Annotated in this window: 12 protein-coding genes; 6 read left to right on the top strand and 6 right to left on the bottom strand. The window is 63.9% G+C overall.

What is annotated here, in order from left to right; all coding sequences use genetic code 11:
• The first annotated feature begins 132 nt into the window (after nt 1-132).
• Both EOB80_RS13280 and EOB80_RS13275 read left to right on the top strand, forming a co-directional pair.
• Nucleotides 133-864, top strand: a complete 732-nt coding sequence (locus EOB80_RS13280; RefSeq protein ID WP_127328025.1) for an SDR family oxidoreductase — start codon at nt 133-135, stop codon at nt 862-864.
• Between the two features lie 218 nt (nt 865-1082).
• Entirely contained in the window at nt 1083-1928 is an 846-nt protein-coding gene (locus tag EOB80_RS13275; RefSeq protein WP_127328023.1) for a fumarylacetoacetate hydrolase family protein, read from the top strand.
• 208 nt (nt 1929-2136) lie between these two features.
• Here the strand turns inward: EOB80_RS13275 and EOB80_RS13270 are convergent, their stop codons facing one another.
• The 6 genes from EOB80_RS13270 to EOB80_RS13245 form a co-directional block, all read right to left on the bottom strand.
• Complete coding sequence (locus tag EOB80_RS13270) at nt 2137-3135, bottom strand: ABC transporter ATP-binding protein (protein ID WP_127328021.1); 999 nt, start codon at nt 3133-3135, stop codon at nt 2137-2139.
• Nucleotides 3136-3150: 15 nt separating this feature from the next.
• The gene (locus EOB80_RS13265; RefSeq protein WP_127328020.1) at nt 3151-4212 is read right to left on the bottom strand and encodes a Gfo/Idh/MocA family oxidoreductase; all 1062 of its coding nucleotides are present in this window, start codon (nt 4210-4212) and stop codon (nt 3151-3153) included.
• On the bottom strand, nt 4209-5048 hold the full coding sequence (locus tag EOB80_RS13260) for a carbohydrate ABC transporter permease (protein ID WP_127265686.1): 840 nt from the start codon (nt 5046-5048) through the stop codon (nt 4209-4211). The genes EOB80_RS13265 and EOB80_RS13260 overlap by 4 nt, the downstream gene beginning before the upstream one ends.
• A gap of 227 nt (nt 5049-5275) precedes the next feature.
• A complete protein-coding gene (locus tag EOB80_RS13255) occupies nt 5276-6205 on the bottom strand; it encodes a sugar ABC transporter permease (protein ID WP_127321311.1) in 930 nt (309 codons plus the stop codon).
• Between the two features lie 245 nt (nt 6206-6450).
• Nucleotides 6451-7710, bottom strand: coding sequence for an ABC transporter substrate-binding protein (locus tag EOB80_RS13250; RefSeq protein ID WP_127328018.1), 1260 nt, complete (start codon nt 7708-7710; stop codon nt 6451-6453).
• A gap of 117 nt (nt 7711-7827) precedes the next feature.
• Nucleotides 7828-8778, bottom strand: a complete 951-nt coding sequence (locus EOB80_RS13245) for an N-acetylmuramic acid 6-phosphate etherase (RefSeq protein ID WP_127321313.1) — start codon at nt 8776-8778, stop codon at nt 7828-7830.
• 198 nt (nt 8779-8976) lie between these two features.
• Between EOB80_RS13245 and EOB80_RS13240 the strand changes: the two genes are divergently transcribed.
• From EOB80_RS13240 to nagA, 4 genes are read left to right on the top strand one after another with little or no spacing between them, the layout of a single operon-like run.
• The gene (locus EOB80_RS13240; RefSeq protein WP_127328016.1) at nt 8977-9858 is read left to right on the top strand and encodes an N-acetylglucosamine kinase; all 882 of its coding nucleotides are present in this window, start codon (nt 8977-8979) and stop codon (nt 9856-9858) included.
• The gene (locus EOB80_RS13235) at nt 9855-10637 is read left to right on the top strand and encodes a GntR family transcriptional regulator (protein WP_027040192.1); all 783 of its coding nucleotides are present in this window, start codon (nt 9855-9857) and stop codon (nt 10635-10637) included. Before EOB80_RS13240 ends, EOB80_RS13235 begins: the two co-directional genes overlap by 4 nt.
• A gap of 17 nt (nt 10638-10654) precedes the next feature.
• Nucleotides 10655-11689: an SIS domain-containing protein gene (locus EOB80_RS13230; RefSeq protein ID WP_164748800.1), complete on the top strand. Its 1035-nt coding sequence runs from the start codon at nt 10655-10657 to the stop codon at nt 11687-11689.
• Entirely contained in the window at nt 11686-12864 is a 1179-nt protein-coding gene (nagA, locus tag EOB80_RS13225; protein WP_127328012.1) for an N-acetylglucosamine-6-phosphate deacetylase, read from the top strand. The genes EOB80_RS13230 and nagA overlap by 4 nt, the downstream gene beginning before the upstream one ends.
• Nucleotides 12865-12873 lie beyond the last annotated feature (9 nt).

Genomic DNA, 12873 nt, shown 5'->3' with positions numbered 1-12873 from the left:
CTTTAACGAGAAAAAACATCTTTATCAGTGAACGGTCAACGGCGCAGGCTGCACGATCGCGCGTGACTGGCACATGACGCCTTGGCCAGCCGCAGGTATACCCGGACTATCCCAGCGGACGAGGAGAACAGCATGGCGAATCTGGCAGGCAAGGTCGTTGTCGTCACGGCAGCGGCGCAAGGCATCGGAAAGGCGAGCGCATTGGCGTTCGCAAAAGCTGGCGCCATCGTCCACGCCACCGACATCAACGAGACACTGCTGGCGGAACTCGCCAAGACGCCGGGGATCAAGACCCGCAAGCTGGACGTGCTCAACGACGAAGCCGTCAACGCCGCCTTTGCCGAGATCGGCGTCGTGGACGTGCTGTTCAATTGCGCCGGTTTCGTCCATTCCGGCTCGATCCTCGAGATGAAGGAAGCCGATCTCGATTTCGCGCTAAATCTCAATGTTCGCGCCATGATCCGCACCAGCCGGGCCGTGCTGCCCGGCATGCTGGAACGCGGCGACGGATCGATCATCAACATGGCCTCGCTGGCCAGTTCAACCAAGGGCGTACCCAACCGCTTCGTCTATGGCCTGACCAAGGCCGCCGTCATCGGCCTGACCAAGGCGATCGCCGCCGACTATGTCGGCAAGGGTATACGCTGCAACGCCATCTGCCCCGGCACGGTCGAGAGCCCGTCGCTGCAGGACCGCATGCACGCGCAAGGCGACTACGATGCCGCCCGCGCCGCCTTCATCGCCCGCCAGCCGATGGGCCGGCTCGGCACGCCGGAGGAGATCGCGGATCTCGCCGTCTATCTGGCCGGCGCCACCTATACGTCAGGGCAGGCCTACAATATCGATGGCGGCTGGTCGATCTGACTGCGGAAATCTTGCCGAGCCGGACGATCTGGCCCTTTCCCGGCGTTTGACAGGGGATCGAAGAGTCTGAAAATCCCGCGCGCCGGCTATCTTGTATGGCGATCGCGCTTGTCCGTGGTCAGGTCGATGGGTACGGTCCGCCGGTTCCTTGAAGGCGCAATCGCCTTGGCGGAAAGTTTGCAAAAGGCCACGAGGCCGCAATCAGGAGAAGGATTTAGATGAAACTGCTGCGCTATGGCGAGGTGGGAAGCGAACGTCCCGGCCTGCTCGATGCGGATGGAACGATCCGTGATCTCTCCGCTCACGTCACCGATATCGGCGGCAAGACGCTCGACCCGGCATCGCTGGCGGCACTGGCCAAGCTCGATCCGAAGTCGCTGCCGGCGGTTTCCGGCAGCCCGCGCCTCGGCGCCTGCGTTGCCGGCACCGGCAAGTTCATCTGCATCGGCCTCAACTATTCCGACCATGCCGCCGAAACCGGCGCCACCGTGCCGCCGGAGCCGATCATTTTCATGAAGGCAAGCTCGGCCATTGTCGGGCCGGATGACGACGTGCTGATCCCCCGCGGCTCGGAGAAGACCGACTGGGAAGTCGAACTGGCCGTAATCATCGGCAAAACCGCCAAGTATGTCAGCGAGGCCGATGCGCTCGACTATGTTGCCGGCTATAGCGTTGCCCACGACGTCTCCGAACGCGCCTTCCAGGCCGAGCGCCAGGGCCAGTGGACCAAGGGCAAGAGCTGCGACACGTTCGGCCCGACCGGCCCATGGCTGGTGACCAAGGACGAAGTCGCCGACCCGCAGAACCTCAAAATGTGGCTGACCGTCAACGGCAAGACGATGCAGAACGGCTCGACCAAGACCATGGTCTATGGCGTCAAATATCTGGTGTCCTATCTCAGCCAGTTCATGTCGCTGCACCCCGGCGACATCATCTCCACCGGCACGCCGCCCGGCGTCGGGCTGGGCATGAAGCCGCCGGTGTTCTTGAAGGCCGGCGATGTGGTTGAGCTCGGCATCGAGGGCCTGGGCCAGCAGAAGCAGACGTTCAAGGCAGACGTATAAGCCTGTCGCTCGACAGGTCTGCGCCGCCCCTCATCTGGCTGCCGCCATCTTCTCCCCGTGAACGGGGAGAAGGACGCTGTGACTGCTGCTTTCGCCAATCGCCAACGCTGCAAAGAAGGCGCCGGCGTCGCGCCAGTACCTTTCTCCCCGTCACTATACGGGGAGAAATGCCCGGCAGGGCAATGAGGGGCAGCGCCGACGTCAAATATTACTTGATCGTCTTCCCATCAGCGCCAAACCTGTACGTCTTCGCCGGATCCGGCGTCGCATACAGCGTGGCACCCGGCTCGGCATCATAAACACCAAAAATCCGCACGGTGATCAGGCCGGCCTTCTCGCAGTCGAGATACAGATTAGTGTCGGCGCCGAGGTGCTCGGCATGCACCACCGTTCCCTTCCAGGCGCCGGATTTCGGATCGACGGTCAAATGTTCCGGCCGCACGCCGATGGTCTTGGCGGTTTCGCCGAGACGGGCGCCGTCGACGAAATTCATCTTTGGTGAGCCGATGAAGCCGGCGACGAACTCATTTGCCGGCGAATTGTAGAGCTCCATCGGGCCACCGATCTGCTCGATTTTCCCTGCGTTGAGCACCACGATCTTGTCGGCCAGCGTCATCGCCTCGACCTGGTCGTGGGTGACGTAGATCATCGTCGCCTTCAGCCGGCGATGCAGCTGCGCGATCTCCAGCCGCGTGTTGACGCGCAGTGCTGCATCGAGATTCGAAAGCGGCTCGTCGAAGAGAAAGAGCTTGGGTTCGCGCACCACGGCGCGGCCGATGGCGACACGCTGGCGCTGGCCGCCGGAGAGTTCGGCCGGCCGCCTTTCGAGATAGGGCTCCAGCGACAGCATCGACGAGGCGATGCCGATGCGGCGCTCGATCTCCGGGGCGGGCGTGCCGGCCTGCTTGAGGCCGAGGCCCATATTGTTCTTCACCGTCAGATGCGGATAGAGCGCATAGGTCTGGAACACCATGGCGATGCCGCGCTTGGCCGGCGGCGTGGCCGAGACATCCGCGCCATCGATGACGACGCGGCCCGAGGTCGAGTCCTCCAGCCCGGCAATGACCCTGAGCAAGGTCGACTTGCCGCAGCCGGACGGCCCGACGAAGACAACGAACTCGCCGTCGTTCACTTCGAGGTTGATGCCCTTCAGCACCTCGACCGGCCCAAAGGCCTTCTTCACGTTCTCGATTTTCAGCGAGCCCACGGCTTCGTCCCTGTTCTAGAGTTTGACGGCGGCGCCACTGCGCACGCTCTCGTCGGCTGCAAGGCAGACGGCGAGCGATTTGACCGCGTCGTCCATATGTTTGGTGAGATCGAGATCCTCGCGGATCGCCTTCAGCACGAAGGCCTGTTCGAGGTCGCAGAGATCCTGATGGCCGGGTTCGCCCTCCATCGACAGCATCTCGTCGGCCTTGAGAAACTTGCCGTCCGCGCCGGTCGCCGCACTGTGCAGGCGGATGGTCGAAGTCTTGGTGTGGGTGTCGATGTCATCGGACTTCACACCTTCCTTCATGACGATCGACACGCAGCCATTGGGCGAGATGACGTCCTTTACGAAGAAGGCGGTTTCCGAAATCATCGGCCCCCAACCGGCTTCGTACCAGCCGACCGAGCCGTCGTCGAACAGCACCTGCAAATGGCCGTAATTGTACATTGACTGCGCCACCTCGTCGGACAGCCGCACGCCCATGCCACGCACCTCGATAGGTTTGGCGTCGGTGATCTGCAGCATGACGTCGAGATAGTGCACGCCGCAGTCGACGATCGGCGACGTCGTCTGCATCAACTGCTTGTGCGTCTCCCAGGTGTGGCCCGAGGATCGCTGGTTGAGGTTCATGCGGAACACGTAGGGCCCGCCGAGCTTGCGCGCTTCGGCGATCAGCCTGATCCAGGACGGGTGATGGCGCAGGATGTAGCCGATCACCAGCTTCCTGCCATTGGCCTTGGCCGCCGCAACGACGCGCTTGGCGTCGGCCACCGTCGTTGCTAGCGGCTTCTCGACGAAGACATGGCAACCGGCCTCGAACGCCCTCACCGCGTAATCGGCATGGCTGTCGGAATAGGTGGCGATGCAGGCGACATCGGGCTTTTCGTCACGCAGGGCGTCATCGAAGGAGCGCCTGATGCCGTAGCCGGACAGCCCGTCCGGCAGCGGCACGTCGGAGCGATTGATCAGCGCCGCGATCTGGAAACCTGGATTGGTATGATAAGCCAGCGCATGGCTGCGACCCATATTGCCGAGCCCGGCGACGACGACGCGAAGAGGTGTTTCAGAACTCACTTGACGGCTCCGGACGTGATGCCGCGGATCAGCTGCCGCGAGAAGATGACGTAGAGGATCAGCACCGGCATGATCGCCAGCGACAGGGCTGCCAGGATGGCGTTCCAGTTGGTGACGAATTGGCCGAGGAACAGCTGCGCGCCGAGCGTCACGGTCTTGGTTTCCTCCGACGGCGCCAGGATCAGCGGGAACCACAGATCGTTCCAGATCGGGATCATGGTGAAGACGGCGACGGTCGCCATCGAGGGCCTGACCAGCGGCAGCACCAGTCGGAAGAAGATGGTGTATTCGGACAGCCCGTCGATGCGGCCGGCATTCTTTAGATCGTCGGACACCTGTTTCATGAACTCCGACAGGATGAACACGGCAAGCGGCAGGCCCTGCGCGGTGTAGACCAGGATCAGCGCCGTCAGCGTGTTGACCAGCCCGCTCGCCACCATCAATTGCAGGATGGCCACGGTGCCCAGCCGGATCGGGATCATGATGCCGAGCGCCAGATAGAGCCCCATCAGCGAATTGCCGCGGAAGCGGTATTCCGACAGTGCGAACGCGGCCATGGCGCCGAACAAAAGCACGAAGAACAGCGAGGCGACGGTGACGACAAGGCTGTTCTGGAAATAGTGGATGAAGTCGCCCTGGCCGATGACGGTCGTGTAGCCGATCAGGTCGAAGGTTTTTGGCGTCGGGGGCGTCAAAGGCGCGCCGAAGATGCCGGCGCGGGACTTGAACGAGTTCATGATGACGAGGATCACCGGAAACAGCGCGATCACCGTGTAGGTCAAAAGGATCGCGTGGGCGCCGATGGTGCGGGGCACGGAACGGGTGGCGGTGCTCATTGGGACGTCTCCTGAACAATCGCGATCTGCGAGGTCGGCGCCAAGGCGCCCCCCTCTGTCCTGCCGGACATCTCCCCCTCAAGGGGGGAGATTGGCAGCGTCAATGTCGCCGCCCTTCTTGCAACGGTGGCGATTGGCGAAAGCAGTGATGATATCCAATCTCCCCCCTTGAGGGGGAGATGTCCGGCAGGACAGAGGGGGGTGTTTAGCCGTGACATATCCAACCCTCAGAACTGGTAGCGACGCAGGCGCGTCTGCACGAGGAAGAGGTAGACGCAGACACCGCCGAGGATGATCAGGAACATCATCGTGGCAATTGCCGCGCCCATATTGGGGTCGCCGGTCTGCAGCTGGAAGCCGAAGAAGGCGCGGTAGAGGAAGGTGCCGAGAATGTCGGTCGAATAGTTCGGCCCGGCGAGTGCGCCTTGCGCGGTGTAGATCAGGTCGAAAGCGTTGAAATTGCCGACGAAGGTGAGGATCGAGATGATGCCGATCGACGGCAGGATCAGCGGCAGCTTGATCTTCCAGAACTGTGAAAGGCCGGTAATCCCGTCGCATTCGGCGGCCTCGATCACCTCTTCGGGGATCGACAGCAGGGCGGCATAGATCAGCATCATCGGAATGCCGACGAACTGCCACACCGAGATCAGGCTGAGTGCGGTCAGTGCATATTGCTCCTTGCCGAGCCACGGCGTGAACAGGCTTTTCAGGCCGACGATGTCCATCAGATGCGGCGCCACGCCCCACAGCGGCGACAGGATCAGCTTCCAGGCAAAACCGACGATAACGAAGGACAGGATGGTCGGCACGAAGATCGCCGTGCGGTAGAAAGCCGCGAATCTGAGTTTCGGGCTGGACAGAAGCGCGGCCAGCATGACGCCGATCGGGTTCTGCACGATCATGTGGATGATGAAGAACCAGACATTGTTCCTCAGCGCGTTCCAGAAACCCACCGACCAGTTGGGATCGCCGAACAGGGTGCGGAAGTTTTGCAGCCCGACGAAGACCTGGTGCTGCTCGATGTTGCGGAACAGCGACAGCTGCAGCGTGCCGGCGAGCGGCAGGATCATGATCGCCGTGTAGACGAGCACGGCCGGCGCCAGGAAGATGCCGATGTGCCAGCGGAACGGTCTTTTCGGTCGGATATCTGCGGCCATGAGTTCGGTCCCCGCCGTCTCTCGGTTCCAAAGGGTATCGATCTAGATGATGCCTCGATGCACGGCCCGAACATTCCTGCCCGATGCGGCAAGAACAAAGGCCTGCGACTGATCAGCTAGCCTTCCCCGATGAGAGGGTAAGGCCGGGAGGCAGTGCCGACAATCGCTATCTGAATAAGCGCACTTTGAATGAGGTAGTCCGGAACCGGCCAGGCCTGCGCCCGGCCGGTTCCGTTGCCTGAGTTCTACTTGGCCGGCTTGTACCAGCTGTCGAGACCGGTCTGCAGCTTCTTGGCCGCGGCTTCCGGCGTATCGGTGCCGTTGATGACGTTGGCCGATTCAACCCAGGTCTCGTTTTCGAGGTTCGGCGTGCCGCGCGACAGGATCTGGTAGGTCGAGCGGATCGTCGACTTGCACTTGCCGCGCCAGGAGACGAATTCCTGCGCCAGCGGGTCTTCCATCTTCACCGGAGCGGAGTTCAGGCTGAAGAAGCCCGGCAGCGCGTTGGCGTAGATGGTGGCAAAATCAGGCGAGGCGACCCAGGACAGGAAGGTCTTGGCCGCATCGGCGTTCTTCGAAGCCGCATTCAGGCCCATGCCGATATCGGTATGGTCTGATATGTAGCAGGTGTCGCCGGCCTTCTCGACCGGCGGCGGGAAGGCGCCCATCTTGAACTGCGCCTGGGTGTTGAACAGGCCGATTTCCCATGAGCCGGCCGGGTAGATGGCGGCGCGGCCGAGCGTGAACAGGTTCTGGCTGTCCGGATAGGTCTGCGCCTCGAAGCCGTCGCCGAGATACGGCTTCCACTTGGCCAGTTCCTCATACGGCGCGACCCAGTCCTTGTCGGTCAGCTTCTGCTCGCCCTTGATCAGCGCCGCGCGGCCGTCCTCGCCCTTCCAGTAGTTCGGGCCGATGTTCTGGTAGCCCATGGTTGCGGCTTCCCAGAGATCCTTGGTGCCCATCGCCATCGGGATGTAGGTGCCGTCGGCCTTGATCTTGTCGAGTGCGGCGAAGAACTCGTCGCGGGTCTCCGGCACTTTGATGCCGAGCTTGTCGAAGGCGTCCTTGTTGTAGATGAAGCCGTGGATGACCGATGCCATCGGCACGCAGAAGCTCGCCTTGCCGTCGTCGGTCTGCCAGGCGGACTTGGCCACGGGCGAGAAGTTCTCCATGCCGGGCAGCGCCGAGAGATCCGCAAGGTTGCCCTTCTTGAACAGCTCGAGCGACTTGTCGAACGGGCGGCAGGTGATCAGGTCGCCCGCCGAGCCGGCGGCGAGCTTGGCGCCGAGCGCTGCGTCATATTCGGTCGGAGCCGACGGCGCGAACACCACCTTGAGGCCCGGGTTCTTGGCTTCGAAAGCCGGGATCAGCTTGTCCTTCCAGATGGCAAGGTCGTCGCCGCGCCAGCTTTCGATGTTGAGCGTTACGTCTTCGGCATAGGCAACCCCGGCCGAGCCGAGAATGCTGGTGCCCAAAAGCAGTGCCGTCAGTAGTTTCGTTGTCATGCTCAGTCTCCCTGTTGACCTTTTTCAGGTTCGGTTTTGATGAGAACGGAGGCAGTGCGCCCTTTGCTCCCCTCGCAAGCCTGTTTCACCCCGATGAAAATCGGGATGAACCAGGCTCTATTTCTCTGTTCGAGCATGATCTTTTCCGAAAAGCGGCTTCCACTTTTCGGGATCATGCCCCAGCGCGGAAAGGGCCGGCCGCAGCTTCTGGCCGGCCTCTTCCAGTATCTTCTGCGCCGCGTCAGTGCTGTCGGCGCCGGCGGCGAGCAGAATGGCGGTCTTGACCGCGCCGCCGCTCTTCTCGAGCAGGCGGGCCGCTTCGTCCGTACCGCGTCCGCTGACGGCGGCGACGATGCGGGCCGCGCGGTCGCGCAGCTTGATGTTGTCGGCCATGAGATTGACCATGTAACCGTCATGCACATGGCCGAGATGGATGGCGGTCAGCGTCGACAGCATATTGAGCGCGATTTTCTGGGCGGTGCCGGCGCCCATGCGCGTGGAGCCGGCGATCAGTTCCGGCGGCGTTTCGAGCAGGATGGCGGTTTGTGCCCGGCGCAGCAGCGCAGAGTCCCTGTTGTTGGCGATGCCGATGGTGGCAGCGCCGCGGCGAGCAGCCTCCTCGACGGCCTTGACGGCATAGGGCGTCGTGCCGCTGGCGGAAATGGCGATCAGGCAGTCGCCCTTGCCGAGGCCGGCCCCGGCGACCGCTGCCGCAGCCTCCTCGGTATCGTCTTCCGGCCCTCCGGCCAGCGTACGGAAAGCGTCGTCGCCGCCGGCGATCAGGATAGCGATGCGGTCGCGGTGAATGCCGAAGGTGCCCGGCAGCTCCAGCGCATCGGCCAGCGCCATCAGGCCTGAGCTGCCGGCAGCGGCGTAGGCGAGCTTGCCGCCGCTCTTCAGCCTGACGGCAATGATCTCGGCAGCCCTGGCGATGGATGGAATGGCGTGGCGCACGACCTTGGCGGCTTCGATCTGCGCATCGGCCAAATAGGAAAGGACGGTGTCCGGGGCCTGGATATCCAGCCCTTCGGCATTCTTGTGAAGCGCTTCAGTGCGCGTTTCGGCCATCCCGGTTCCTCCAATACCAGAACAATACCAAAAAAATACCACTTGTCCACACGCATTAACGAATTTGCTGGTCTGGAAGCGTTGAACCGACGAAATACGCAGATCTTTCAATAAAATACGGCTTAATCTTTTTGAAACGGAAATTAATCCTTGGCTATTGGTATTTTATTGGTATTATCCGCCCGGAGGAGAAATCAAGTGAATTTCGTGCTCGGAATCGATGGCGGCGGCACCAGTTGCAGGGCCGCTCTGGCAACGGCGGACGGCACGGTGATCGGCCGCGCCAAAAGCGGCGCCGCCAACATCCGCACCGACCTGACCGGCGCCCGCTCGAACATCGTCGAGGCCGCGCGGCAGGCGTTTCTCGCCGCCGGGCAGGATGCGGAACTGATCCCGCGGACGCCGGCCATTCTCGGGCTGGCCGGCGCCAATGTCGGTACCTATCGGCAGCAGCTCGAAGCGATCCTGCCGTTCAGCATCAGTCGCGTCGAGACCGACGCCGAGATCGCACTGGAGGGCGCTGTCGGCTCGGGTGACGGCGCCATGGCGATCCTCGGCACCGGCACCGCCTATATGGCGCGCAGACAAGGCAAATCGCGGGCCATCGGCGGCTGGGGTTTCCAGGTCGGCGACCAGGGCAGCGGCGCCCGCATCGGCCGCGACCTGCTCGAACAGACACTGCTTGCCTATGACGGCGTTCGCGCCGGTTCGCCGCTGACGCACAGCATGCTGGCCGTCTTCCGCAACAACCCGGAAGACGTCGTCGAATTCACCACCAATGCCAAGCCGGGCGATTTCGGCGGCTTCGCACCCAAGGTGTTCGAGCATGCCGAGAAGGGCGACAGCGTCGCCAACTGGATCCTCGACAGGGTGGTCGCCGATGTCGAAGCCTCGCTCGGCGCGCTCGACCTTGCTGACGACGCGCCGCTGTGCCTGCTCGGCGGGCTGGCGCCGCTCTACGCGCCGCGCCTGTCTGCCCGCTACCGGGCGCTGCTGAAGCCGCCGCTCGACGACGCACTGGGCGGCGCGGTGCAGATGGCGGTTCGCCTTTTCGCCGGACACGCGGAGGCAACTCGATGAGCGAGGCCGCCGACCAGATCTTCGCCACGCTCAAACATCAGGCGCAAAGCGGCGCGCCGCTTTATCTGCAGCTTCGCAAGAGCATCGAGGACGCGGTCAATCGCGGCCTGATCGGGCCGGGCGACGCGCTGCCTTCCGAGCGCGACATCGCCACCAAGGCCGATATTTCGCGGGTCACCGTGCGCAAGGCGGTGCAGGATCTCGTCAAGGGCGGCATCCTGGTGCAGCGCCACGGCTCCGGCACCTTCGTGGCGCCGCGCATGGAGCGTGTCGAACAGTCGCTGTCGCGGCTGACCTCGTTCACCGAAGACATGGCGCGGCGCGGCATGGCTGTGCGTTCGGCATGGCTCGACCGCGGCCTTTACGCACCTTCGCCCGACGAGATGATGGTGCTCGGCCTGTCCTCGAGCGAACTGGTGGCGCGCGTGGCGCGCCTGCGCATCGCCAACGACACGCCGCTGGCGATCGAACGCGCCTCGCTGTCGGCCAGCGTGTTGCCCGATCCGGCCGATATAGGTTCCTCGCTCTACGCGGCGCTGGAATTGACCGGCAACCGGCCAGTGCGCGCCGTGCAGCGCATTTCCGCCGCCAATCTCGGAGACAGCGACGCGCGCCTGCTCGAAGTGCCGCCAGGTATTGCCGGCCTGCACATCGAACGCATTTCCTATCTGGCGAGCGGCAAGGTGATCGAATTCACCCGCTCCATCTACCGGGGCGACGCCTATGATTTCGTCGCCGAACTGCGGCTGACAGGGCCGAGCGAAGAGGGCCGACCATGAGCACGACAGAGCCGACCATGTCGGCAGAAATGACCCATATGCGGCGCGAGATCGAGGAGGTCCCGCAAGCGGTCGCCCGCCTGCTCGACGGCTCCGGCGCCGTGCTGACCGAGGCCGGGCGCGGCATCCGCGAACGCGACCCGCAGTTCGTCGTCACCGTGGCGCGCGGCTCGTCCGACCATGCCGCCACCTTCATGAAATACGCCGTCGAGCTGACCGCGGGCCTGGCCGTGGCGTCTGTCGGACCGTCGATCGCCTCGATCTATGGCCGCAAGCTCAGGCTCGCCGGCTCGGCCTGCCTGGCGATCTCGCAGTCGGGCAAGAGCCCCGATATCGTCGCCATGGCCGAAACGGCGCGGGCGGGGGGCGCGCTGACCGTCGCCATCACCAACACCGCCGATTCGCCGCTGGCGCGTGCTTCGGACTATGCGATCGATATCCTGGCCGGCCCCGAGCGCAGCGTGGCGGCCACCAAGACCTTCATCAATTCGGCCGTCGCCGGCCTCGCTCTGATGGCGCACGCCACCGGCGACGATGCGCTGTTGGCCGCACTTGCCCGCCTGCCGGAGCATTTCGGCAAGGCGATCGCCTGCGACTGGATGAGCGTGCTGTCTGAGACGATCGAGAAGCAGAAGTCGCTGTTCATCCTCGGCCGCGGACCGTCGGCAGCGATGGCCAACGAAGCGGCGCTGAAATTCAAGGAGACCTGCGGCATGCATGCCGAGGCCTACAGCGCCGCCGAAGTCATGCACGGCCCGCTGGCGCTGATCGGCCCCGACTTTCCGGTGCTGGCGCTGGCCGCGCGCGACGCCTCCGAACCGTCTATCGCCGAGGCCGCCGACAGCCTGGCGGCCAAGGGCGCGCCGGTGTTCGTCACCTCCGCGCTTGCCAAACGCGCCGTGCGCCTGCCGCATGTCGCCACCGGGCACCCGCTGACCGATCCGCTGACGCTGATCGTCTCCTTCTACATGTTCGTCGAGGCCTTTGCCCGCCATCGCGGTCTCGATCCGGACACGCCGCGCAATCTTCGCAAGGTGACGGAGACAGTATGAGCGATCGCTTTGCCCTGACTGGCGCCCGGATTTTCGACGGCGACGACTGGCATGAAGGCCACGCACTTGTCGTGCGCGACGGTCTCGTCGAGGCCATTCTGCCCACTGGTGCCATCCCCTCGGATATCCGCGTCGTCGACACCGGTGGCGGCCTTCTGGCGCCGGGGTTCGTCGACCTGCAGGTCAACGGCGGCGGCGGCGTCATGCTCAACGACCACCCCGATGTCGCTTCAATCGAGACCATCTGCCGCGCGCACGCGCCCTTCGGCACGACGGCGCTGCTGCCGACGCTGATCACCGACACGCCTGCAATCACGGCCGCCGCTGTCGCCGCCGGCGAGGCAGCGGCGCGCCAGAAGGTGCCTGGGTTTCTCGGACTGCATCTCGAAGGCCCGCATCTGTCGGTCGCCCGCAAGGGCGCGCATGATCCGGCGCTGATCCGGCCGATGACGGATGCCGATCAGGCGATGCTGATCGCCGCGCGGCAAAAACTACCGGTGCTGCTCACCACCATTGCCCCTGAATCCGTCGAGCCGGCGCGCGTCGCGGCACTCGCCAGGGCCGGCATCATCGTCAGCCTTGGCCACTCCGATACCGGCTATGCCACCGCCAGCGCCTTTGCCGCGGCCGGCGCCTCAATGGTCACCCATCTGTTCAATGCGATGAGCCAGATCGGCAATCGCGAGCCCGGATTGGTCGGCGCCGCCATCGACATCGGCACCTTGTCGGCCGGCCTCATCGCCGACGGCATCCATGTCGATCCGGCCACCATCAAGATCGCGCTGCGCGCCAAGCAGGGGCCGGCCAGGATCGTGCTGGTCACCGACGCCATGGCGACAATCGGCACCGACATGACGTCGTTCACGCTCAACAGTCGCACCATCTATCGAAGGGACGGCAGCCTGAGGCTCGCCGACGGAACACTGGCGGGCGCCGATCTCGATATGATCTCGGCCGTTCGTTTCATCCACCGCGTCGCCGGGGTCGAGCTTTCCGAGGCCTTGCGCATGGCCTCGCTCTATCCGGCGCAAGCAATCGGCCAGTCGCACCGGCTTGGCCGATTCGCCAACGGCACGGCTGCGGATATTGTCGCGCTGTCGGACGATCTCGACACGAAGGGCGTCTGGATCGGCGGCGAAAAGGTTTTTGCGGCCGGTTCCGACACTGCGCGTTGATTTCAGGTT

It is taken from the genome of Mesorhizobium sp. M7A.F.Ca.MR.245.00.0.0, from assembly GCF_003997415.1.
In the GTDB taxonomy this organism is placed as follows: domain Bacteria; phylum Pseudomonadota; class Alphaproteobacteria; order Rhizobiales; family Rhizobiaceae; genus Mesorhizobium.
This window is presented reverse-complemented; position numbering and strand designations above follow the sequence as displayed.